18 protein-coding genes are annotated in these 24,158 nt (G+C 35.5%); 14 read left to right on the top strand and 4 right to left on the bottom strand.

Translation table 11 applies throughout. The annotated features are described in order from the left end of the window. Nucleotides 1–8: 8 nt before the first annotated feature. Complete coding sequence (locus K350_RS0125485; RefSeq protein WP_028982337.1) at nt 9–3,668, bottom strand: PAS domain S-box protein; 3,660 nt, start codon at nt 3,666–3,668, stop codon at nt 9–11. 312 nt (nt 3,669–3,980) lie between these two features. Between K350_RS0125485 and K350_RS0125480 the strand changes: the two genes are divergently transcribed. Further along, the gene (locus K350_RS0125480; protein ID WP_051313684.1) at nt 3,981–5,075 is read left to right on the top strand and encodes a glycosyltransferase; all 1,095 of its coding nucleotides are present in this window, start codon (nt 3,981–3,983) and stop codon (nt 5,073–5,075) included. Continuing rightward, entirely contained in the window at nt 5,065–5,982 is a 918-nt protein-coding gene (miaA, locus tag K350_RS0125475; protein ID WP_342665067.1) for a tRNA (adenosine(37)-N6)-dimethylallyltransferase MiaA, read from the top strand. The genes K350_RS0125480 and miaA overlap by 11 nt, the downstream gene beginning before the upstream one ends. Before the next feature lie 88 nt (nt 5,983–6,070). Here miaA and pfkA read toward each other — a convergent pair whose 3' ends face one another. Beyond that, nucleotides 6,071–7,075, bottom strand: a complete 1,005-nt coding sequence (pfkA, locus tag K350_RS0125470) for a 6-phosphofructokinase (protein WP_028982334.1) — start codon at nt 7,073–7,075, stop codon at nt 6,071–6,073. A 677-nt stretch (nt 7,076–7,752) separates the two neighbouring features. On the opposite strand from pfkA, the gene K350_RS0125465 reads away from it, so the two are divergent. After that, nucleotides 7,753–8,814 (top strand): NAD-dependent epimerase/dehydratase family protein, encoded by a 1,062-nt coding sequence (locus K350_RS0125465; RefSeq protein ID WP_028982333.1) that lies wholly within the window; start codon nt 7,753–7,755, stop codon nt 8,812–8,814. Here K350_RS0125465 and K350_RS0125460 read toward each other — a convergent pair whose 3' ends face one another. After that, nucleotides 8,815–9,987, bottom strand: a complete 1,173-nt coding sequence (locus K350_RS0125460) for a glycosyltransferase family protein (protein ID WP_028982332.1) — start codon at nt 9,985–9,987, stop codon at nt 8,815–8,817. A 347-nt stretch (nt 9,988–10,334) separates the two neighbouring features. On the opposite strand from K350_RS0125460, the gene K350_RS0125455 reads away from it, so the two are divergent. From K350_RS0125455 to K350_RS0125405, 11 genes are read left to right on the top strand one after another with little or no spacing between them, the layout of a single operon-like run. Beyond that, nucleotides 10,335–11,333 (top strand): NAD-dependent 4,6-dehydratase LegB, encoded by a 999-nt coding sequence (locus tag K350_RS0125455; RefSeq protein WP_028982331.1) that lies wholly within the window; start codon nt 10,335–10,337, stop codon nt 11,331–11,333. A 47-nt stretch (nt 11,334–11,380) separates the two neighbouring features. Further along, a complete protein-coding gene (locus tag K350_RS0125450; RefSeq protein WP_028982330.1) occupies nt 11,381–12,520 on the top strand; it encodes a LegC family aminotransferase in 1,140 nt (379 codons plus the stop codon). Nucleotides 12,521–12,523: 3 nt separating this feature from the next. Then, nucleotides 12,524–13,156 (top strand): acetyltransferase, encoded by a 633-nt coding sequence (locus tag K350_RS0125445; protein WP_028982329.1) that lies wholly within the window; start codon nt 12,524–12,526, stop codon nt 13,154–13,156. Between the two features lie 21 nt (nt 13,157–13,177). Continuing rightward, complete coding sequence (gene neuB, locus K350_RS0125440) at nt 13,178–14,197, top strand: N-acetylneuraminate synthase (protein WP_028982328.1); 1,020 nt, start codon at nt 13,178–13,180, stop codon at nt 14,195–14,197. Further along, entirely contained in the window at nt 14,194–15,291 is a 1,098-nt protein-coding gene (gene neuC, locus K350_RS0125435; protein ID WP_037577280.1) for a UDP-N-acetylglucosamine 2-epimerase, read from the top strand. The genes neuB and neuC overlap by 4 nt, the downstream gene beginning before the upstream one ends. Nucleotides 15,292–15,307: 16 nt before the next feature. Further along, nucleotides 15,308–16,357: a nucleotidyltransferase family protein gene (locus K350_RS0125430; protein ID WP_028982326.1), complete on the top strand. Its 1,050-nt coding sequence runs from the start codon at nt 15,308–15,310 to the stop codon at nt 16,355–16,357. After that, the gene (locus K350_RS0125425; RefSeq protein WP_028982325.1) at nt 16,358–17,047 is read left to right on the top strand and encodes an acylneuraminate cytidylyltransferase family protein; all 690 of its coding nucleotides are present in this window, start codon (nt 16,358–16,360) and stop codon (nt 17,045–17,047) included. It abuts the gene before it with no gap. Nucleotides 17,048–17,081: 34 nt separating this feature from the next. Next, the gene (locus tag K350_RS0125420; protein WP_028982324.1) at nt 17,082–18,572 is read left to right on the top strand and encodes an oligosaccharide flippase family protein; all 1,491 of its coding nucleotides are present in this window, start codon (nt 17,082–17,084) and stop codon (nt 18,570–18,572) included. After that, complete coding sequence (locus K350_RS0125415) at nt 18,569–19,453, top strand: hypothetical protein (RefSeq protein ID WP_051313683.1); 885 nt, start codon at nt 18,569–18,571, stop codon at nt 19,451–19,453. Before K350_RS0125420 ends, K350_RS0125415 begins: the two co-directional genes overlap by 4 nt. 10 nt (nt 19,454–19,463) lie before the next feature. After that, nucleotides 19,464–20,270 (top strand): FkbM family methyltransferase, encoded by an 807-nt coding sequence (locus K350_RS0125410; protein WP_028982322.1) that lies wholly within the window; start codon nt 19,464–19,466, stop codon nt 20,268–20,270. A gap of 58 nt (nt 20,271–20,328) precedes the next feature. Then, nucleotides 20,329–21,597: a glycosyltransferase family 4 protein gene (locus tag K350_RS0125405; protein ID WP_028982321.1), complete on the top strand. Its 1,269-nt coding sequence runs from the start codon at nt 20,329–20,331 to the stop codon at nt 21,595–21,597. A gap of 48 nt (nt 21,598–21,645) precedes the next feature. On the opposite strand, the gene K350_RS0125400 is transcribed toward K350_RS0125405, so the two are convergent. Further along, nucleotides 21,646–24,066, bottom strand: coding sequence for a YfhO family protein (locus tag K350_RS0125400; RefSeq protein ID WP_028982320.1), 2,421 nt, complete (start codon nt 24,064–24,066; stop codon nt 21,646–21,648). Nucleotides 24,067–24,158: the final 92 nt, after the last annotated feature.

Genomic DNA, 24,158 nt, shown 5'->3' with positions numbered 1-24,158 from the left:
TCTATTCTTTAAAAAATATTTTTGTAATAATCTCTGAATTCCTGAAAGGCGTTATCTAATTCATTCAGACCCTCTTCCAGATTGGTTAAATTGTTTTGTTTTAGCCTACCCTCTATTTCTCTTGCCAGCTTCTCCACTCTTGCTATTCCGAGAGTTCCGGATGTCCCTTTTAAAGTATGCAAATTATTTAAAATATTCTTAATATCTTCTGTTTTAAAAGAATTTTTACATGCCTCTATTTGCTCAATAGCCTCTGTTTCAAAGTCGTTATAGATATTTAGTAAAGTGTCAGAATCAGCAAAAACTTTCAGTTTATCCAAAACCTCCTGATTCAGAATTGCATCGTTGGTTTTTAATGTTTCCTGATTGGTATTTGTCTCGGATTTTGTCTCAGACTTTTTATGTCTACTCCATTCTCTCAGCTTATTAATTAAATTTTCAGGTTTTATAGGTTTGGATAAATAGTCGTCCATTCCATCTTTAATAAACTTTTCCTTATCCTCCTTCATGGAATAGGCCGTCATCGCAATAATAGGAGGTGTTTGAGCAAGGTTTAGCTTTCGTATTTCTTTTGTTGCTGTTACTCCGTCCATCTGAGGCATTTGAATATCCATAAAAATCAGGTCATAAGACTTTGACTTTACTTTTGCAATTGCTTCAATTCCGTTTTCGGCTATATCCACTTTGCAGCCTGCTTTCTTCAATATCTCATTGGCAACAAATTGATTGATCTGATTATCATCTACCAGCAGCACATTCAATGGATCATCAGAATAAGATTTGCTTGTCTCGGATAGGTTTTCCGAAAGGCTTGCTTTAGGCGATACCCGCTTACTCTCCTGTGCTTCGAAAGTAAACCAGAAGGTACTACCCAAACCTAACTCAGATTCCACACCAATCTGTCCGTTCATCATTTTACACAGCTCTTTCGATATAGACAACCCTAAACCTGTACCTGCATAGGCTTTGGTGGAAGAGGTATCTACCTGACTAAAAGATTCGAATAGCTTTTTCTTATTTTCTTCGGAAATACCAATCCCAGTGTCTTTTATCAATACTTTTATTTTGTAGGTACTTCCTTTTTTCTCGTCAAGCACCAGCTCGATATTTACACTTCCATGATCGGTAAATTTTATTGAATTACTGGTAAGGTTAGACATGATCTGCAATAACCTTATTTCATCAGCAAGAATATATTTTGGAATGTTTTCGTCAATAGTAAAGGCAAAATCAATCTTCTTGGAAGCTGCCTGTTGATAGAATAATGAAAATAATTTTTCAACGGTAGACTCAATTGAAACTGAAGTAAGACGAAGCTGCATCTTACCTGCTTCAATTTTAGAAAGGTCAAGTATGTCATTCAGAATGGTCAAAAGAGTCTCTGAAGACTTCTTTATAGTTTGAACATACTTTCTCTGTTCTTCATCGAGGTGAGAATCAAATAACAGATCAATCACTCCGATGATTCCGTTCATTGGTGTTCTGATCTCATGACTCATGTTGGCAAGGAAACTTTCTTTTACTTTCAGTGATCTTTCTGCTATTTCCTTAGCTTTAAGCAATTCTTCCGAAGCCTTCTTCAAATATGTAATATCTCTGGCTACTCCATCTACAGCAATAGGTTTACCTTCTTTGCTATAAATTAGCCTGATATTTGAAATGGACTGGATTACCGTTCCGTCTTTTAGCACCAGGTTGTTCTCATAGTTTCGGATAGTACCTGTACGTAGCAATTGTTTTACAAGCGCTGTTTGTTTTTTAGGACTAACATAGAACTCTGTAATGTGTCGCCCAATGATCTGATCCTGGCTATATCCGCTTAGCTCACATCCAGAAGGACTTATCATATTGATTCTGCCATGAACATCTGTTCTGTAATAGATGTCCTGAAAGGATTCAAATATATTACGAAACTTCTCCTCGCTTTCTTGCAGAGCTATTTCCCAATGTTTCTTTTCTGTAATATCATGTGAAATACCTGAAACTTCTTCTATTCGTCCATCCGGAAGGAATATAGGATTCAGAAAGGTTTCTCTCCATGTTTCCCTTCCATCAATGATTGTTCGGGCTTCAAAGTGTTGCTGCTTTCCTTCAAATGCTTCTTTATACCTTGCATTGACGAAATCATGGTAAATTTCGTCTGAAAGCATTAATATTTTAGGTTTTTCAGAGGCTTGGTCAAGTTCCGGATAAGAACCGAATTTCCTTTTTATAGCTTCAGCATAATTTCTGTTGAAAGAGGTAAGCCCTCTTTGCCTGTTAACAGACCATATCAGGTGAGAACTGCTTTCAAAAATTGAATTTAATCTTGCAGTTTGTTCAAGGATCTTTTCTTCATTTCTCTTTCTCTCAATTGCAATGGCAATCTGACCTGAAATAAAATCCAGAAGATCAAGGTGCCTTCTCTTGAATTTATTTCTGTCACTATGGCTTTTTACTGCAATGACTCCAATGGTACGGTTTTCCAGGCGTAAAGGAACTCCCAGCCAAATTTTGGGTACCGGACCCATTAATTCTACTTTTCCTGAAGCTGCCAGTTCGTGAATGTCTTCTTCATAAAGAAAAGTAGGCTTGTCGTTAAAGAGAGAATATTCAGTTAAGCCTTTTCCTACAATCCTTTTTTGGGTAGTAATTCTATCTCCGAAGTTTTCATCAACATAGTATGGAAAGTTCAGATAGTTTTTATCCTTATCATAAAGTGCAACGTGAAAGTTGTTAACAGCAATGATTGTCTTAAGCTCCTGGTGGATATTGTAAAGGAGAGATTCCAGGTTATTGCTGCTTATGGTAAGGTTGGCAATTTTGTAATAAAGGGTAACCCCTCTTTCTGCTCTTATCCTTTCAGTGTTGTCGTGAAATATGCCTCTGAATGCAATTGGCTTTTCTTTCTCATATCGAACGTTTACACTACCTATAACATGTATGGATTTACCAGCTTTCGTAGTGAAAACAGTTTCAATTTTGTCGCCTTTCTCTCCGCTTAATATTTTTTGTAAATGATCAAAGGTCGCTTGCTGGTAGTCCTTGTGAACAATCTCTTTAAAATTAAGACTAGTAATCTCGTCATCTACATACCCAAGGGTATTCTTCCAGGCATTGTTTACAAAAATAATATCACCTTCAAGAGAAAATACCTGAATAAGGTCATTAGCATTTTCAAAAAGATCGTGAAGTTGCTCATTACTTTCTTTTAAAGCTTTTATTACCCTCTTTTTTTCTGTGACATCTTCCCCCACGAGAGTAGTTTCTGAAAGCTTTCCATCCGAATTGTTTTGAATCAAAACCTGAAATCTGACAGTTCTTATTTGTCCGTCTTTGGCTATGATTTTTCTCTTGATATTATTAAAAAGTTGGCCATTCTCAATCAGGCTAAAAATCCCACGATCATCCTGGCCTTTACCTTTATGTACAATACTTGTCCATTCCTTTCCTAAAAGGACTTCCTTAGATGCTCCAATAAAATCAGCAAAAGTCTGGTTGCAATAGGCAATTTTTCCGTCCTGATTGATACTCAGAGCGAATAGGGTAATTTTTTCCAGGGCATTACGAAAATTAAGGTCAATCTCTGGTAATTTTTTATCAGATTGCCTTTCAATTAAGTTTATTTTATCCTGAAGCTTCAGGATCTCCGCAGCTAGTTCTTCTCTCGATTTATTTTCTAATTCCATGGGTACTCAGAGGATGGATCGACTTAAACAAATATAATCAATTTGATCTATAAAATCTTTTTTTACGCCAAAAAGCCTTTGATTGTAAGTTGCTGGTTATTAAAATGTTTTAAATGTATTCCTTGAAAAATATTTTTCAGTTCATTTATAATACAATAATTCAGGCTACAATTTTTAACTCAAAATAATCATAGCCGTTGAAAATCCTGTTAATCATTATAATCTATACTTTATTATAAATTCTAATGAATTGATTAATAATGATATTTTTTTTAATGCTTAATCCCGGTTTAATTTGCAAAAAAATAGGCAATGGCCAGAATCATTTTTACGGTAACAAACGATCTATCTTATGATCAAAGAATGCAAAGGATTTCATCCACATTGGCTAAGGCCGGGCATTCTGTTCTTCTGGTAGGTAGGAAAAGAAAAAAATCTATAGAGTTAAAACATCAATTGTTTGAGCAAAAGAGGCTTGATTGTTTTTTTGAAAACGGGAAGCTTTTTTATCTGGAATATAATTTTCGTCTTTTATTTTTTCTTATGTTCAGAAGGGCAGATATAATCTGCGCAATTGACCTTGATACAATTCTTCCCTGTTATGTTGTTTCGAAGGTGAAAAATAAACCTTTGGTGTATGACGCTCATGAGTTATTTACAGAGGTAATTGAAGTTGTCAGAAGACCTGTTGTAAGGTCTATGTGGCTGAAGCTTGAGAATTATATAGTGCCAAAAGTAAAGTATTCATATACAGTGAGTGAAGGAGTGAGGAGAATCTTTGAAGAAAGGTATCCCGGAGTTAGTTTTTCCTTGATAAGAAATCTTCCTTTGTACAAGCCGGTTGACCCTGAAACATCCAAGGAAAAATATATAGTATATGCAGGAGCAGTAAATGAAGGAAGAGGTATAGAACAAATGCTCAATGCAATGCCTGAAATCAATTGCAGCCTTTATATCTGCGGAGATGGAGAAATGTTTGAAAGCATGAAGGCTAAAGCAAAGGATATGGATCTGGATGGTAAAGTGAAATTTTTGGGTTATGTGGAACCTGAAAAATTAAAGGAAATTATTCGTGGAGCATATGCCGGTGTATTGCTTTTGGAAAACAGAGGGGCCAGTTACTACTATTCTCTTGCCAATAAGTTTTTCGATTATATGATGGCCGGAATTCCACAGGTAACTATAAATTTTCCGGAATATAAACATCTTAATGATGTATATTCATTTGCTTTACTGGTTGATCTTAAACATGAAGAAATTGTAAAGGCTTTCAATAGATTGCTGAATGAGCCTGCACTCTATGATGAAATCAAGCAGAATGCTTTGAAAGCAAGAAAAATTTTCAATTGGGAAAAGGAATCTGAGGCACTAGTTGATTTTTATAAAAGGGTTGAAAGTGGGAAGTAAATATCTGATAGTAATTGCAGGACCGACTGCAGTCGGCAAAACTGACCTTTGTGTCGAACTGGCGCAGCATTTTGCTGTTCCGGTAATATCAGCTGATTCAAGACAGTTCTTCAAAGAAATGAGCATAGGAACTGCCAAGCCTACTGCAGCTGAAATGAAAAGTGTTGTTCATTACTTTATCGATAGTCACTCCATTGCAGAACCATTCAATGCAGGATCATATTCAGAGGAAGCTTTAAAGTTAATTGATCATCTTTTTACAGAAAAGGATTATTTGATCCTTACTGGAGGGTCTGGATTATATATCAAGGCTGTTTGTGAAGGATTTGACGAAATGCCTGAGGTGGAAGAGGAGACCAGGAGTCAGCTGGTTTCAGAATTGTCTGATAAAGGACTTTCACCTTTATTGGAAGAATTAAAGGTGTCTGATCCTGTTTATTATGAACAGGTCGATAAGTCCAATCATCAAAGGATTCTCAGAGCTCTTGAAGTGATCAGAAGTACTGGTATTCCATTTTCTTTTTACAGAAAAAATGAAAAAGCATCCAGAAACTTTGAAATTATAAAAATAGGACTGGAGCGGCCAAGAGAGGAATTATATGAAAGAATAAATCGCCGGATGGATTTAATGTTGGAAGCCGGACTGGAAGCAGAAGTGAAGGCATTAATTCCATATAAAAATATGAATGCATTACAAACAGTAGGATATAAAGAGGTTTTTGATTTTTTTGATGGAATTTATGAACGGGAAGAAATGATTCGTTTGTTGAAGCGGAACTCCAGAAGGTATGCGAAACGTCAGTTAACCTGGTTTAAAAAAGATAAAGAATATCATTGGTTTAACCCCGCACAGAAGGCTGAGATTATTGATTTTATTAAAGCAGAAAGCGGAATGCTTAAAACTTAAAGTGAATCATTATAAGGTTTTGAGATGCCATTCATAGCGTCTCTGAGAGTAACAAAAAAGCCCCCGACAGGTCAGGGGCTTTTTTTTATTATAAAATTTCTCTTTCTATGTTATGGTATTTCCTGCCATTTAAAATTTCAACTATACGAATGAGCTCTTTGTTAATTGGCTTTTTCTTAGTAATAGTATCTTTGAATGGAGTGTAGCACAATGTTCTGTTGATTACCCCAGCCATCACATTGGTTTTTCCTTTTATTAATCCTTCAACAGCGCCAAGTCCTAATCTGCTGGCTAGCACTCTATCTGCAGCTGTAGGCGCTCCACCTCTTTGTACGTGACCTAAAGTTGTAACTTTGGCATCAAGTTCAGGTAGTTCTTTTTTTACTTTATCAGCTATATTCTGAGCTCTTCCCACTTCATGGCCTTCTGCAACTATGATAATGTGAGACGCTTTTGACTGGCTTGTTCCGTGTTTTAACTTCTGGATTACCTCTTTAACTGAATTTTTAGTCTCAGGCATTACAGACATTTCAGCTCCACCTGCAATTGCAGATCTTACTGCAATATAACCTGTGTCACGACCCATAACTTCAATAAAGAATATTCTTTCGTGAGCATCCGCTGTATCTCTGATTCTGTCTATTGCTGAAAGAGCAGTATTAACTGCTGTATCATAACCGATAGTAAAATCCGTGCCATAAAGGTCGTTATCTATTGTTCCAGGAGCTCCAACGCAAGGTATCTGATATTCATTGTAAAAAATTTCCGCACCGGTAAATGTTCCGTTTCCTCCAATTCCAACTAATCCGTCGATACCAAATTTTTTAATATTCTCGTAGGCTTTCTTTCTTCCCTCAACAGTTCTGAATTCTTCACTTCTGGCTGACTTTAAGATGGTTCCACCTCTTTGGATGATGTTACTAACCGATCTGTCATCCATTTCGATAAGGTTACCATGGATCATTCCGTCATAACCTTTCAAAATTCCATATACTTCTAAACCAAAGTAATGCGCTGATCTAACTACAGCTCTTATACAAGCGTTCATACCTGGTGCATCACCACCGGAAGTGAAAACCGCAATTCTCTTCATACTTTATAACCTATATTTTCTGGGTCAATTTTAAGAAAAAAAATTATGTTTTTAAAATCCTTGTAATATAACAATCGATAAATCTGAAATTTCATAGCAATTATATATACACAAGGTCTATTTTTTAAGCCTCAACGAATGTGTTTAAATAAAATTGAAAAATCAAGCTATTCATAAAAAATAAGATAAGTGAATGATTTTGTGATTTTGCCTCCGAATTTAATCTTCATTTTATGAAAAATGCTCTCAATTATTCATGAATTATGGATATTGATTCATTATTTTCTTTTTTTCAGGAAATGGATACTATTTAAAATTTCCCAAAATGCTTCTTGATTTCTTAAATAGTTGGTAAGTAATAATTTAATAATTTTTGCTGATTGGTTTTATCGGGATGTATAGGATTCAATCTTTTCTAATGAAAATTTGGAAAGGCGTTTAATGACTAAATCGGCAATAACCTTTGAGTAAAATGTAAAATATATATTATCTTTCGGGGATTAAATAATATAATTTTTTGTTAAAATAAGATTCAACGGAAGTCTTTGTTAGATAATATTATATGGTATCCTTCAAAATAGTCCGTCACACTAAGGCTACTGAAGCTTAGGTATAATTAGAAGCTCTATTCTGAAATTTAGTAACAAAGACAAGGAAAAGTAAATAAAGTATTGAATATGAATATAGCGGTGATTACGGGCTCTGCCGGATTGATTGGAAGTGAAGCGGTTGGTTTTTTTAGCGATAAATTCGATCTTATAATAGGAATAGACAATGATATGAGGCAGTATTTTTTTGGCAAAAATGCTTCTACCAATTGGAACAGACAAAGACTAGAAACTACGTACCACAATTACACTCATCAGTCTCTTGATATAAGAAATCAGGAAGAATTAGATAAGCTTTTTGCTCAATATGGCAAAGACATTAAACTGGTTTTGCATACGGCCGCACAGCCAAGCCACGACTGGGCTGCAAAAGAGCCATTTACAGATTTTACTGTAAATGCCAATGGTACCTTGAATATGCTGGAGATGACCAGAAAATATTGTGCAGAGGCGGTCTTTATTTTCACTTCCACCAATAAGGTATATGGTGACACTCCAAATTTTCTTCCTCTTGTGGAATTGGAAAATAGATGGGAAATAAGCGAAGAGCATCAGTATTTCAAAAATGGTATAGACGAGCAGATGACTATTGACCAGTCTACTCATTCTATTTTTGGAGCTTCAAAAGTGTCTGCTGATATATTGGTTCAGGAATATGGAAGATATTTTGGAATGAAAACCGGTGTTTTCAGAGGAGGCTGTCTTACTGGGCCAAATCACTCTGGCACACAGCTCCATGGATTTCTTTCCTACCTGATGAAATGTGCAATCACCGGCGAGCATTATACAATCTTCGGATACAAAGGAAAACAAGTCAGAGACAATATACACAGTTACGATCTGATTAATATGTTCTGGCATTTTTATCAAAACCCTGGTCAGGGAGAGGTATATAACGCAGGGGGGGGAAGGTTTGCCAATTGTTCAATGAAAGAAGCAATTCTGATTTGTGAAAAAATCACTGGAAAGAAAATGAATTATTCATATTCCGATACTTCACGGGTCGGTGATCATATCTGGTATATAAGTGATTTATCTAAATTTAAGAATCACTATCCGGCCTGGAATTATAAATATGATCTGCCCAATACGCTGGAAGAAATCTTTAATGGTCTAAAAAGCAGAGTTTAATCACCGGTGATAGCGGATTATATGATCCGCTATTTCCTGATAAGCTGATATTTCCATTTTATGTAACTGATCAGCAAGTATTATTGAGTCTTTTTTCTTTCCAAGTACTTCTTCCGCTGAAATATTCTCAATAAAGTTTGTCAATTGATTTTTTAAATCTTTATTAATATCAACCAGCCAGGATGCATTGCGAAGCATAAACCATGTGTCAGCTTCTTCATTTCCGTAAAATAAAACAGTACCTCCGGTACATATTGAACTGATTGCTTTTGAAGGAACAGCAGTATGATTGAACTCAGGAAGCAAACTCACAAGATGGATATCTATATAATGTAGCTGACTTCTTGGTACATTTTTAAGCATTGTTATACCAACTTTCCCTTTTGCATACTCTTGTATTTCAGAAGCTTTTGGTCCATAGACAGCAAGGATTAAATGTTGTGTTTCCGGATTAAACGTATCAATGAATTCTTTCAGAAATTTTTTCGAATGTGGAGCTCCGAGATTCCCGCAATAACCAAAATAAATTTTGCCATCATCTTTTTTCCATTCAGGAATTTGTTCGTCTTTTTCATAATCTGTAAAGACGCCACATGGTAACACTGTAACAAGAGGGGGCCTTTTATAATTTGTCAGGATATATTCTGCCTGCTTGGGCCCTAATGAAACCAGCAACTCTGGTTTGTTGTTATAAGTAATGGATCTGATAATTCTATAAAGGAAAGAATTACTTTTCATTTTCCTGTTTGCTACAAAAGCTTCAGGAAATAAATCCATTGACCAGAAAATCCATTTTATACGAAATATTCCAAAAAAAATGGAAGCCCAAAATGGTAACAATGGAGGGCTGGTCATGCAAATTACAGGTCCTTTTTTCACAAAAAGGGTTTTAATAATCAGAAATAAACCATCAAGAAAACCTGCAAGAGATTTTAAGCCTTCATTTTTACCTTTGTATAAAGTTGGAATTGAAACGATTTTTCCAATAGGGGATCTGACTGCACCTCCGCCATCATCATTTCGTAGAACATGGACTATTTGTACATGAATATTGTAATGGTCTATCAGATATTTAGCGAGGTCCCAGGCCGATTCACCAGTTATGCCAGGATTGGGAGGATAATGTCTGTTTACAATTGTTACCCACTTCTCTTTTCTACTATTATCAGGCATAATTAATTTAATGTACTTTTGTAACTTACCATATGAGACTGAAGGCAAAGGTAATACATTTACTTAAAAGTAATTTAAGTAATGAAAATCGTCGAATCTGCTTTCCTGTATTCCAATTCGTTTTTACCTGCCCCAAAGAATTGAATTCTATGGGGAATAAGAGAAGAAGAATTATTTAAATCTGAATAGAAGAGCGAATTTTATTCAAAATTTGTAAGTTTACTCTCTTACAAAGGGTGAACTTATGGAGGATTGAATTCCTTGCTTAAATTTGAAACTATCACATTTGGCAGAGAGTTCACCTTAGGTCTAGATAAAAATTTTTGAGTCAATAGTTTAAAGACAAAATGGAGTTAAAAAACAAGAAAGTCCTGATTACGGGAGCAGACGGGTTTATCGGAAGTCACCTGGTGGAAAAGTTATTGGAAGAAGGTTGCAAGGTCAGGGCATTTGTATATTACAACTCATTTAACTCCTGGGGATGGCTTGATGCATTTCCTAAAGAAAAACTTGCTCAACTTGAAATAATTGCAGGAGATATAAGAGATCCGCATGGAGTAAAAAATGCAATGAAAGATATCGAAGTTGTTTTTCACCTTGCAGCACTTATTGCTATTCCTTACAGTTATCATTCTCCGGATACTTATATCGATACTAATGTAAAAGGTACTCTTAATATTGTTCAAGCTGCTAAAGAACTTGGTGTTGAGAGGGTATTGGTAACTTCAACTTCAGAAGTGTATGGAACTGCTCTTTATGTTCCTATAGATGAAAAACATGCCCGCCAGGGACAATCACCATATTCTGCCACCAAAATCGGAGCCGATTACATAGCAGATTCATTTTACAGAAGCTTTGGAGTACCTGTAACTGTTGTTCGTCCATTTAATACTTATGGTCCCAGACAGTCAGCAAGGGCTGTAATTCCTACAATTATCACTCAACTGCTTGCAGGTAAAAATGAGATCAAGCTTGGCTCCCTGCATCCGACAAGAGATTTGTTATTTGTTAAGGATACAGCAAAAGGATTTATTGAGATTGCAAAGGCTGATGCAACCATTGGTGAAGAGGTGAACATAGCAATGCAGGAAGAGATTTCTGTAGGAGATTTAGCGCAAAAGCTCATCAGTCAGATCAACGGGAAAGCGAAAATTATTACTGACGAGCAGCGTTTCAGACCTGAAAAAAGTGAGGTAGAGCGCTTGTTCGGTAGTAACAAGAAAATTAAGGAACTAACCAATTGGAAGCCTGATTATACCTTGGATTCCGGATTGGCAGAGACTATTAAATGGTTTTCGGAAGCATCTAATCTGGCGAGATATAAGATTGATATCTATAATATTTGATTTTAAACTAAGTAAATTGAAAAAGCTTCTTTGAAGCAATTCTAAAAATGATCCCTCTTTCAGTACCAAATATTTCAGGAAATGAATGGACATACATCAAAGAATGTCTTGATACCAATTGGGTATCTTCTGTTGGCAGTTATGTAACTAAATTTGAGAAAACTCTTGCTGAATATACCGGAGCAAAGTATGCTATTGCTACTTCCAACGGTACTGCAGCGCTTCATATAAGTCTCCAGTTGGCCGGTGTCGAGAGAGGAGATTTGATTATCATTCCTAATATTACTTTTGTCGCTACTGCCAATGCAATAAAGTATACTGGGGCTGATCCTGTCATGATAGATGTAGACAGCAACACCTGGCAAATGGATCTCGGATTGCTTGAGGAATTTCTTCAAACGCAAACTGAAATAAGAGAAGGATTTAGTTACCATAAAAAATTAAACAGAAGGATTAGTGCAATTGTACCTGTTCATGTGCTGGGCAATATGTGTGACATGGATCAATTTATCAGAATCGCTCAAACATACAGACTGATAATTGTTGAAGATTCAACTGAAGCTTTAGGCAGCAAGTTTAGAGGCAAACATGCTGGTACCTTTGGTTTATTCGGAACCAGTAGCTTCAATGGTAATAAAATTATTTCTACGGGAGGAGGAGGAATGATCCTTACCAGTGATGAGAAGCTTGCAACAAAGGCAAAACATCTCACCACTCAGGCAAAAGCTGACCCTAATGAATATTATCATGATGAAACCGGATATAACTACAGGCTTGTAAATATTCTGGCAGCCATGGGAGTTGCCCAAATGGAGCAATTAGATGTGTTTATCCAAAGGAAAAAAGAGGTAGCTCAGATGTATAAAAATGAGTTGTCTTTTATTCAAGGATTTAAAACTCAGGAGGTAATTGAAGGAGTGGAGCCCAATCATTGGTTGTTTACTGTCAAAGTTCCGCATAAAGCAGAGCTAATAGCTTATCTAAAATCAAAAGGTGTAGAAGCAAGATCATTTTGGGTACCAATGAATCGATTGCCAATGATGGAAAAAGATCTTTATTTTACCCATAATGATATTTCACAGGATGTTTATCGGGCATGTGTGAGTCTTCCTTGTTCAACATCCATTAAGAATGAAGAGGTGAGTCAGGTTATTCAATTTGTTAAAGACTTTTATTCGGGATTATAAAATTTGAAAAAACTTATTCTCATAGGTGGCGGAGGTCATTGCAAATCTTGCATAGACGTGATAGAATCAGGCGGAAGCTATGAGATAAAAGGTATTCTTGAAAAGGATTTTACTAAAGGAGAGACTATTCTAGAGTATCCTATTTTAGGTGGAGATGAGCTTATTCCTGAACTGGCACAAAAGGGATTTGAATTTTTAATTACAATTGGGCAGTTCAAATCTCCGGCATTAAGAATTAAACTTTATAATTCGATAAAACAAGAAGGTGGAAAACTAGCCACCATTATAGCTGCAACAGCAATTGTCTCAAAGTATGCTAAAATCGGGGAAGGTACAATTGTAATGCATGGTTGTATATTAAATGCCTCTTCAGAGATAGGAGATAATGTAATAATTAATACAAGGGCAATAATTGAACATGACGTGAAGATTGGAAACCATTGTCATATTTCAACCAATGCTGTGCTGAACGGAGGTGTTAAAGTAGGGGATAATTGTTTTATTGCAAGTTCGGTAATGGCCTTCCATGGCATTTCAATTGCATCGAATATAGTGGTCGGAGGGCATTCTACGGTAGTTAAGGATCTGCTTGAGGAAGGTGTTTACATAGGAAATCCTGCAGTTTTTCATAAATGAGTATTACATTTATTTTATTAAATGAAACCATCAATTTTAATCATTGCCGAAGCAGGAGTTAATCACAACGGAAGCATAGATATTGCTAAAAAACTCATTGATAAAGCTTTTGAAGCCGGTGCTGATATAATAAAATTTCAGACTTTTAAGGCATCAACGATTACAAGTAAAAAATCAGAGAAAGCCGAATATCAGAAGAAAATGACTGGTTCAGATGAAGGCCAATATGAAATGCTAAAGAGGCTTGAACTGAATGAAACACACCATCATATTTTACAAGAATATTGCGAGACCAAACCAATTCAATTTCTTTCTACCCCTTTTGATTTGCAAAGTATTGACTTGTTAAAAGATCTTGGAATTAATATTGGTAAAATACCTTCTGGTGAATTAACAAATCTGCCATACCTCAGGAAGATGGCTAAAAACTTCGAGAAGATCATTCTTTCAACGGGGATGGCAAATCTTGAGGAGGTTAAAACTGCTATGGAAGTTTTGTTGAGCAGTGGCCTTAAAAAGGAGCACCTTACCGTTCTGCATTGCACAACAGAATATCCTACACCAATGAAAGATGTCAATTTAAATGCAATGCTAACAATCCAGAAAGAGTTGAATGTAGCTATAGGATATTCTGACCATACCAATGGTATTGAAATTCCAATTGCTGCAACAGCCCTTGGTGCGACCATTATAGAAAAGCATTTTACACTGGATAGAAATATGGAAGGCCCGGATCATCAATCTTCCCTTGAACCGGAGGAATTGAATGCGATGGTCACTGCTATAAGAAACATTGAAATAGCTCTGGGAGATGGAATTAAAACACCTTCTGAATCTGAAAAAAAGAACATCGGAATTGCCAGAAAAAGCATTCATATTTTGAAAAACCTGCCTGCTGGTCATGTACTTGAAGAAGGGGACTTAATTATGAAAAGACCTGGAGATGGTATCAGCCCGATGGAAATGGATAAAGTGATTGGAAAAAAAATACTGAAGTCTATGAGCGAGGATGATAAATTAAACTGGAAGGATATCGGATGAAAATAGCTGTACTCACCAGTTCCAGAGCCGATTATGGCATCTATTATCCTTTGTTGAAATTATTAAAGGAAGATCCTTTCTTTGATCTTGAAATTATAGCTTTTGGAACACATTTGTCTGTTGCTCATGGATATACGCTTAGCTGCATAGAAACAGACGGATTTGAGGTAAAGCATCAGATTCCTACCGTTCCTGAAGGTGACAGTCCCTCTGATATAGCGTTTTCCATAGGTGATACCATAGAAAAGTTTTCTAAGCTTTGGAGTGAGCATAAATTTGATCTTGTATTTGCATTGGGAGACCGATATGAAATGTTTGCAGCTGTAAGTGCTACAACTCCCTTTAATATCAAAGTTGCACACATATCCGGAGGAGAAACAACGCTTGGCGCAATAGATAATGTTTATAGGCATTCTATTACATTAATGTCTACATTTCATTTTGTGTCTACAGATATTTATAAGAAAAGAGTTATCGAAATTACAGGTTCAGAAGAACATACTTATAATGTAGGTGCTCTAAGCATAGACAACCTGAAAAATATGAAACTCTTTTCTCCTGAAGAGTTTAAAGAAAAATTCAATATAGATCTGTCCAAACCTACAATACTTATAACATTCCATCCAGAAACAGTTTCTTTTGAAAAAAATGAAATTTTCATCAATGAGGTTATAAAGGCCTTGGCAAATTGTAGTAAATACCAATTGGTCATTACCATGCCCAATACTGATACAATGGGAAATATGATCAGGTCTAGGTTAAAGGATTTTATTGTTCACGCTGAAAATGCAATAGAGGTGGAATCTTTCGGAGCATTGGGATATTTATCTTGCATGAAGCATTGTGCTTTTATGCTGGGAAATACATCTAGTGGATTTGTCGAGGCTTCATTTTTTCCAAAATACGTTATCAATCTCGGAGACAGGCAAAAGGGAAGGCTTGTAACTCCTAATATTTTAAATGTTCCTGTCGAACATGAAGCAATAGAGTGTGCTATAAAAAAAGTAGAATCTTTGAAGCCACTTGAAAATCTTAATGTTTATGGAACAGGAGATGCTTCCGGGCAGATAGTAAATATCCTTAAACAGCTTTAAAAAATAAGTTGCTGTAATGTCTTATAAACTTGAATTTGAAAAATATGTAATCTCCGAAACGTGCACTCTTTTGCAGGCATTGGAGAAGCTTAATGCGAACGATAAGCTGACTTTAATTGTATTAAATAGTAACGGTGAAGTTGTTGGTACAATTACGGATGGCGATATACGCAGGGGTATCTTAAAGGGAACATCCCTTGAATCTCCTATATCAACTTTCATGCATGGCAATTTTATTTTTCTGAAAAACGGACAGCCAGATTTGGCACTGATTGATTCAATAAGAAAAAATAATATAAGGCTCTTGCCTGTGCTGAACAACGAAAGGAAGCTTGTTAAACTTTTCGATCTTACAAGGCAAAAGTCATTGCTTCCTGTAGAAGCTGTTTTAATGGCTGGAGGCAAAGGAGAAAGACTGAGGCCATTGACAGAAAAAACACCAAAGCCTCTATTGAAGCTGGGCAATAAAGCCATTATTGAATATAATATCAATAACCTAAGTAAATTCGGAATAGAGAATGTCTACATCTCTGTTAAATATCTTGCAGACCAGATCATCGATTATCTTGGGAATGGTGAAAAGTATGGATTGAATATACAATATATCAGAGAAGACGAGCCACTCGGGACATTAGGAGCTGTGACTCTTGTAGATAATTATGAATCAGATACAGTGCTTGTAATGAATTCTGATTTGTTTACAAATCTTAATCTTGAAGAGTTTTATAAGCATTATCTGGAAGTAGGAGCAGATATGGCAATTGCATCTTTTCCTTATGTGGTTTCAGTACCTTATGGAGTACTTAACATTGATAATTCTTCCGTTACTTCAGTTGCTGAAAAGCCAACTTATACCTACCACGCAAGTGCGGGTATGTATCTTATAAAAAAGGAATATTTTAATCTTATTCCTAGAAATACTTTCTACAATGCGACAGATCTAATGGATCTACTGTTCTCTATGCAGAAAAAGATTACTTATTTCCCTATTGTTGGATATTGGATAGACATTGGTAAGCCCGATGATTATAAGAAGGCTCAGGAATATGTAAAATATCTGGAATAAATGAAAACCTTGTTTCTTATTCCTGCTCGTGGAGGCTCCAAAGGTATTCCCGGCAAAAATATTAAAAAATTTAATGGAAAACCTCTTATCTATTACAGCATAGATCTGGCAAGAGCGTTTGCTGATGATAAAGATATTTGCGTTTCTACAGACAGTCAGGATATTGCTGAGACCGTCCGAGCATATGGGTTGGAACCTCCATTTATAAGACCTGAGGAATTCGCGACAGATACAGCTTCAGGGTATGATGTAATTAAACATGCCATTCAATTTTATGAAGGAAAAGGCGTTCAATATTCTAGAATTATTTTATTACAGCCTACTTCTCCTTTGAGAACCATTAAACATCTGAAAGATAGTCTGGAACTATATAGCGATGATGTGGATATGGTTGTGAGTGTGCAGGAGATGTATAATCCAATATACCTTTGCTATAATGAAGATGAAAATGGATTTCTTAAAAAGGCAGCAGAGAATACTTTTACGAGAAGGCAGGATATGCCAAAAGTATATAAGTACAATGGAGCGATTTATATTATGAAAGTGGATTCTCTGAAAAAAATGTCTATCTCAGAATTTACTAAAATAAGAAAGTATGTAATGGATGATACGGATTCTGTTGATATCGATACTCCTTTGGATTGGGAAATCGCAGAACTTATTTATAATAAGAAAATAAAGGGAGAATAATAATATTAATCTCAATAGAGATTATTCAAGTTCAATGAGTACAATTAAAAAACAATCCTTACACAGTGCTATCTTTTCATACCTTGGGGTTGCAATAGGATTTATCAGTCAGGGATTACTTATCCCTAATTTGCTGACCAAAGATCAGAACGGACTTTTGGGATTACTTTTATCCTTTATGTATATATTCGTGCAGTTAGCCAGTCTTGGAGTTAACTATGCAGGTAGCCGGTTTTTCCCGAGGTTTAGTGAAAGAAAGGGATATGGTGGCTTTGTTTTCACCGGACTGAGTATTTCCATGTTAGGTTTTCTGATGACATCTGCTTTAGTATTCTTATTGAAACCTTTATTTCTGTCTTCCTCTACGGAAGGATCAGCTATACTAGACCAATATTTTTATCTGCTACTTCCTATTTCCTTAGGCACTATACTGTTTAATTTTTTTGATAGTTATTCAAGGAATTTATTTGAAACAGTATCCGGAACCTTTCTGAATCAATTTGTACAAAGATTGATAATTTTAATAGGTCTCGTGCTTATAGCTGTGATTGGAATAAGTTTTGATGTCTTCATTTGGATTTGGACCTCAGCATTTATAATTCCCACAATATGGATGATAATAAAATCCATGCAATTAAGTGGATTTTCTCTTATTCCTGATTTCTCAGTATTCACTCCTAAGTTCCGGAAGGAATTTATTAATTACAGCCTTGTTACAATATTGGCCGGGTTTTCTTCTATGATTATTATGTACATAGATAAGATTATGCTGACTTATTATGGCGGTTTGGAAGACACGGGTGTTTATAACACTGCATCTTTTTTCGGAAGTATTATGGGAATGTCTTTAATTGCCATGAGCAAGGCTGCTATCCCTGTTATTGTAAACGCATTTAAAAATAATGATCTTCATACAATACAAACTATCTATCGAAAAAGCTGTGTCATGCAGCTGATAATTGGATGTCTTATATTTGGCGGCATACTTATAAATTTAGATTCCTTTTTTGAACTTATTCCGCAAGGTTATCAGGAGGGAAAATGGGTTATCATAATTCTTGGTTTGGGTAAACTCTTTGATCTGGCCACGGGATTAAACGGAATTGTAATGGCTATGTCAAAATATTACAGATACGATTTAGTTATTATGATCAGTCTGATTTTCCTGACCATTATTGCTAATATGATTCTTATACCGGAGTACAAACTGGTAGGAGCAGCATTGGCTGCCGCTTTTTCAACATTTTATTATAACTCAATAAAATATTGGCTGGTCTTGAAGAAATTGAAAATGCAGCCTTTTGATATTAACATTCTTAAAGTTATTATAGTGTCATCGGTTATCATTGCTGCGGCCTATTACATACCTTTAATAGGAGGAAGTGTGTTTAATAACCTTTTGGATATGGCTATCAGATCAAGTATTTTTTCTGTTGTGTTTATTGTAGTTATATATAAAATGAGGGTATCATTAGAAATGAATGATATTATAAACCGAGTATTAAAACCCCTGTTAAAGTCATGAGTACTTTCACCTCTGTAAGCATGTACTTAAGTGATTTTTTAACCAAAGGGATTCAGACTTGTATTTCCTTAGTAAGGGTTTTGCTCATGTCAAGACCTGTCACTCATTTGCCATCTCCTCAAAATAAAATTTGCAGTATTTTAGGAAACGGTCCTTCTCTGAGTACATCTCTTGAACAGCATCTGAATATTATGAAGGATACGGACTTAGTATGTGTTAATACCTTTGCAACATATGACTATTTTGAGCAATTAAAACCTGAGAATTATGTAATAATTGATCCTTTATTTTTTTCTGAGGAGGGGAGTAAAAGCGAAGTTATAATTTCCACTTTTAAATCATTAAAAGATAAAACAACCTGGAATTTAAATTTATTCGTTCCTTTAAAAGTTAAAAAATCAGCAATACTTCAAGAACTTCTGGCTCAGAAACCAAATATTAAAGTTGTGTATTTTAACTATACAATATTTGAAGGATTTGATTTTATAAAACATTTCTTTTTTTCAAAAGGGCTAGCAATGCCTCAGTGCGAAAATGTAATGATAGCTACTTTATATTTGATGATTAACAGAAATTATGAATACATATATCTATATGGAGCAGATCATTCCTGGCATGAGCACATTAGTATCAGAGAGGATAACATACTTACAATAAAGGTCCTGCACTTTTATAATCCGGATGCAGCTAAGGAAAAAGAGATGCCATTATATCATCAAGACAATAAAAGAAAAACAATGGCCAATCAATTTTTATCTATTTCAAAAGCATTCAGAGGGCATGAAATACTAAAAGTATACGCAGATACTAAAAAAACTAAAATTTTCAATGCAAGTACAAAAAGCTATGTGGATGCATTTGAAAGAGTTAAATTCAATTAAATATTAAGAAATGTTCGCGTTAAAATATCTCTTTAAGAGTGTATATAGAATACTGAAGTCTTCAATGGGCCGTCATTTACTCTTATTGATGGCCAAATATGGAAATGTTCCCAGGTATTCTCAAAGGAAAGTATCATTTTTAAAATACGAATTCCTGGTTCCCGATTGTTGGTCTTTCTTGTTTCAATTTCAGGAAATTTATGTGGAGCAATATTACAAGTTTGAAACAAAGGAAAAGACCCCTGTAATTTTTGATTGTGGTGCCAATATTGGTACCAGCTGCCTTTACTTTAGTTCTTTATATCCAGCATCTAAAATTATAGCATTTGAGGCAGACCCAAATATTGCCTCTATTTTAAAGAGTAATCTTGATAAGAATAATATCAAAAATGTAGATATCCTAAATAAGGCTGTGTGGATTGACAATAACGGAATTGAATTTTCAATTGAAGGGGCTGATGGGGCTTCTATCTTTGGTAATGGGAAAAAAGTAAAAGTTGAATCTGTGAGACTACGAGACCTATTGTTGCAAACTCCTAAAATTGATATGTTGAAGATGGACATCGAAGGGGCGGAGTCGGCAGTGTTAAAGGATTGTTCAGATGCTTTAACGAATGTAGAGAATATTTTTATAGAATATCATTCATTTCCCGGACAACAACAGGAGTTAAATGAAATACTGAATGTACTTTCAAAGAATAATTTTCGATATTATATAGATTCAGCTCAGGGACGTCAATCTCCTTTGGTTAACCATTTCTACAGAGACAATAAAATAATGGATTTACAGCTTAATATTTTCGGTTATAAAAATTAATTGCATCTTCAGTCAAAATAATGCGGTTCAAAATATTCTTTTTAGTCAGGACTGTAATATGAAAGTTTTAATTTTAAGCACATTTGATACTTTTGGAGGGGCGGGAATTGCAGCCTTACGTCTTCATAAAGCTTTATTAAAAAGTGGCCTGAAGTCTGAAATGCTGGTGCAGGAAAAGAAAGCCAATAACAAGAATGTTCACAGCATTGCGAATACCTGGGTTCAGAAGAAACTTGCCCTATTCCGATTTGCAGCAGACAGGCTGCAATTTTCTTTTTATGAGAAAGATAAATCTGCTCGTTTCATTTTTTCTCAAGCCGAAATTGGTGTTGATCTCAGTAATAATGCACTTGTAAAAGAAGCAGATGTTATTCACCTTCACTGGATCAATTTTGGATTCTTGTCTTTAGACTCAATACAAAAACTGATAGCAACAGGCAAACCAATCATAATAACCCTCCACGACATGTGGACCTTCACTGGTGGCTGTCATTACAGCAAAGATTGCACAAATTACCTCAGAGCATGTGGTAATTGTCTTCCTTACTTAAAACATCCTTATGAAACAGATTTGTCCAGAAAAAGGTGGAATAAGAAAGCTGAAGTTTTCGGTCAAAAAAATCTGACAATTGTCTCTTGCAGTGAATGGCTTGGATCCAAAGCGAGACAAAGCAGTTTGCTGAAAGATAAAAAAGTGGTATCTGTTCCCAATCCAATAGATGTATCAGTGTTTACGCCAGAGGATAAAACTAATGCAAGAAAATTCTTTAATCTGAATCCTGATAAAAAGTATATACTTTTTGCAGCCATGAAAGTAAGTGATGAAAGAAAGGGCTTTGCTTTCTTCAAAAATGGACTAGAGATACTGGCAAAGCAATTTTCAAATGAACTTAAGGATACAGAATTATTAATTTTTGGTCTGTATGATGAGCAGGATTTTTCAGGAATACCTTTTAAAATAAATAGTCTGGGAAGATTGTCTGATATGTCAACCATTGTCAATGCATATTCTGCAGCATCAGTATTTGTTATACCTTCTTTGGAGGATAATTTGCCCAATACAGTGATGGAGTCACTTGCTTGTGGGACACCTGTGGTAGGTTTTAATACGGGAGGAATTCCCGAAATGGTAGAACATAGGAAGACGGGCTATGTAGCTGAATATAAATCATCAGAAGATTTAGCTGCTGGCATTTATTGGACATTGTTTCAGGCTCCTTACGAAACATTGTGTATGCAATCAAGAGAGAAGGCCATTAGGGATTATTCAGAAGAATCCGTAGCAGAAAAGTATACTCATTTGTACAAAGAGGCAAAAGGAAATTAGTCAGTTAAAAATAAAAAAGGCACTTGATTTAAGTGCCTTTTTTATTTTTTATTCTTTCTTTTTTACTGAAGAAGATAGCTGGACACCAAGTAATCCTACTATTGATAATACCAATATCCAGGAGCCTATTCTTGAAATTTTTTCACCTGTAATATAAGACTTAGGTTCAAATCTGAATGAAACGGTGTGTTCTCCTGCAGGAATTTTCAAAGCACGCAGAATATAATTTACTCTGATATGCTCTACAGGTTTATCATCAATATAAGCATTCCACCCTGGCTGGTAGTAAACATCTGAGAAAACAACCAATTGGTCCTTCTTGGATTTTGATTCAAATGTAAGATGGTTAGGATGGTAATCTTTAAGTACAATAGACGCGGTGCTGTCGATTGAAAGATTTAAATCTTTCACATAGCTTTCAAATACCTTATCCACAATTGCTGTCCTTGCAGGATCAAAATTACTCAATCCTTTAAGTTCTTCATCAGGATTCGGAACAATTCTTACACTATCTACAGCCCAGGCATTTCCTAAAGCTCCGGGATTTCTTTGTACAGTTGGTTGATTGGTTTGTTTGTCTGGAACAATAAAATACCTGGTATTAAGCATATTCAAAACAGCCATATTGTTTTTGCTCAATTGTGCGTCAATAAGATCCTGATATCTGCCCAACTTTATCGCACTATATCCTCCGATTGATTTGTGGAAATAAGATGTTATTGCATCAGCAAACGGATTTGTCGTTACATTGAAAACTCTGAAATATGGATCTTTGTCTTGAGCAATGATATTATCAGCAGGACTTGGTACAAATATGGTTTCTTCAAAGTTTTCTTTGTTTTTGAAGTCTTTTGAATTCAGATATCTTTTATCTACAGTCCAAAGATCAACTAGGATAAGTACGGTAAGTAGTACATAAAAAACATTCTCCTTTAATTTATCATTGATAACTGCCCAAATCATTCCAGCAGTTGCAGCTACAAAAAATAATGATCTCAACGCATCTATTCTTAGTGCAGAAGCCCGGTCTTCCTTTAGAGAGTCAATTAACCAGGTTGGCAGCTGAGCATCAGAAGCACCGTTAAAATCAAAAAATGCACCACCTAAAATGGCAAAGAAAAGCGCAAGCCCCCCGGTAATACCGAAAGAGATTTTAAGCCCTTTCATAATTTCTTCTTTTGAAAGCTCACTATCCAATACCTTTTTCAACACAACAAACCCAAGCAGAGGAAATGTAATTTCAGCAACAGAAAGAATCATAGTAACACTTCTGAATTTATTATAAAGTGGTACGTAGTTAAAGAATAAGTCTGTAAGCAGTTCAAAATTTTTCCCCCAAGAAAGGACAATGGATAAGATTGTTACAGGGATTATCCACCATTTCAAAGGACCTTTTATAAGAATCAACCCCAAAATAAACAAGAAGCAAACGATGGCCCCAAAATAAATTGGTCCTGAAGTAAATGGCTGGTCTCCCCAGTACATTGGCATACTCTCAATATATTCCTTTGCCTGACCTTTAGCGATTCCATTATTCACCATAGTTTTGAATGTCTCAGATCCGGTGCTTAACTGTTCATTTGAACTTCCTCCATAAAATGAAGGAATCAGTATGGTCATAGTTTCAGCTATACCATTGCTCCAGCTTAATGCATAGTCCCTGTCAAGGCCGGTTCCCTGGTCTTTTTTAGCCAATAAATCTGATCCACCTCTAGGAGTTGCTTTTGAATACTCAGACATGGTCCAAAGTTTGGCCACATTAGGGGCGATACTGATAATGACACAGAACAATAACACAACTGAGCCAGTTAAAAATCTTTTAAGATTATTACCTTTCAGGGCATAAATAAATTCGGCGATTATAATGAATACCACCATGATCAGCAGATAATAAGTAATCTGCACGTGACCATAATATATCTGGAGGGCTAAGGAGATAATTGTTAAGGCCGCTCCGGTAATCATATTTTTGCGGTATGTTAATATAATACCAGCAATAACAGGGGCCATCAGCATCATGTCATAAACTTTGTTAATATGACCAGCTTCAATACTTATTAAATTATAACTGGAAAATGTATAAGCCAGAGCGCCTGCAAAGCAAAGCCATGCATTCAATCCAAATACGTGTAATAGTATATAGAATCCCGTAAACCCGAAAAGGCAAAGGAGTACAGGGTTTGGAATAAAACTATTCAAAAAGGTATTGACATAGTTTAAAATATTGGCTCCTGCTCCTCTCCAAACAGGCATACCACTGAAAGTGCTGTTTGACCATAGAATTTCCTCATTTGAGCTTTTGGCAAAGTCTGCAGATTCTTTTAAGGCTCCAAGTGTTTGGACCATATCGTTTTGAGCCAAACTTTTACCATTCAGGTAAGGGGAGAAGTAAACTAATGAGATAATTAAAAATATGACGAATGCTAAAAGGTGAGGTAAAACCTTTACTTTAAAGTTGTTTATATTCATGTGGCTTTTATTGAAAAATTATTTTTAAACCACTGCAAATATAGATTAATTCTCCTATTCCTTACATATTATACAATTTAGCAACTGCTAAA

The sequence above is a fragment of the Sporocytophaga myxococcoides DSM 11118 genome (assembly GCF_000426725.1).
Lineage (GTDB): Bacteria > Bacteroidota > Bacteroidia > Cytophagales > Cytophagaceae > Sporocytophaga > Sporocytophaga myxococcoides.
Note: the sequence above shows the minus strand (reverse complement) of the source record. Positions and strands in the feature narration are given on the sequence as shown.

What these genes read in the sequence shown, in the direction of transcription:
- K350_RS0125485 (WP_028982337.1), bottom strand. Translation starts at nt 3,668, where the DNA reads ATGGAATTAGAAAATAAATCGAGAGAAGAACTAGCTGCGGAGATCCTG.
- K350_RS0125480 (WP_051313684.1), top strand. Translation starts at nt 3,981, where the DNA reads ATGGCCAGAATCATTTTTACGGTAACAAACGATCTATCTTATGATCAA.
- pfkA (WP_028982334.1), bottom strand. Translation starts at nt 7,075, where the DNA reads ATGAAGAGAATTGCGGTTTTCACTTCCGGTGGTGATGCACCAGGTATG.
- K350_RS0125465 (WP_028982333.1), top strand. Translation starts at nt 7,753, where the DNA reads ATGAATATAGCGGTGATTACGGGCTCTGCCGGATTGATTGGAAGTGAA.
- K350_RS0125460 (WP_028982332.1), bottom strand. Translation starts at nt 9,987, where the DNA reads ATGCCTGATAATAGTAGAAAAGAGAAGTGGGTAACAATTGTAAACAGA.
- K350_RS0125455 (WP_028982331.1), top strand. Translation starts at nt 10,335, where the DNA reads ATGGAGTTAAAAAACAAGAAAGTCCTGATTACGGGAGCAGACGGGTTT.
- K350_RS0125450 (WP_028982330.1), top strand. Translation starts at nt 11,381, where the DNA reads ATGATCCCTCTTTCAGTACCAAATATTTCAGGAAATGAATGGACATAC.
- neuB (WP_028982328.1), top strand. Translation starts at nt 13,178, where the DNA reads ATGAAACCATCAATTTTAATCATTGCCGAAGCAGGAGTTAATCACAAC.
- neuC (WP_037577280.1), top strand. Translation starts at nt 14,194, where the DNA reads ATGAAAATAGCTGTACTCACCAGTTCCAGAGCCGATTATGGCATCTAT.
- K350_RS0125430 (WP_028982326.1), top strand. Translation starts at nt 15,308, where the DNA reads ATGTCTTATAAACTTGAATTTGAAAAATATGTAATCTCCGAAACGTGC.
- K350_RS0125425 (WP_028982325.1), top strand. Translation starts at nt 16,358, where the DNA reads ATGAAAACCTTGTTTCTTATTCCTGCTCGTGGAGGCTCCAAAGGTATT.
- K350_RS0125420 (WP_028982324.1), top strand. Translation starts at nt 17,082, where the DNA reads ATGAGTACAATTAAAAAACAATCCTTACACAGTGCTATCTTTTCATAC.
- K350_RS0125415 (WP_051313683.1), top strand. Translation starts at nt 18,569, where the DNA reads ATGAGTACTTTCACCTCTGTAAGCATGTACTTAAGTGATTTTTTAACC.
- K350_RS0125410 (WP_028982322.1), top strand. Translation starts at nt 19,464, where the DNA reads ATGTTCGCGTTAAAATATCTCTTTAAGAGTGTATATAGAATACTGAAG.
- K350_RS0125405 (WP_028982321.1), top strand. Translation starts at nt 20,329, where the DNA reads ATGAAAGTTTTAATTTTAAGCACATTTGATACTTTTGGAGGGGCGGGA.
- K350_RS0125400 (WP_028982320.1), bottom strand. Translation starts at nt 24,066, where the DNA reads ATGAATATAAACAACTTTAAAGTAAAGGTTTTACCTCACCTTTTAGCA.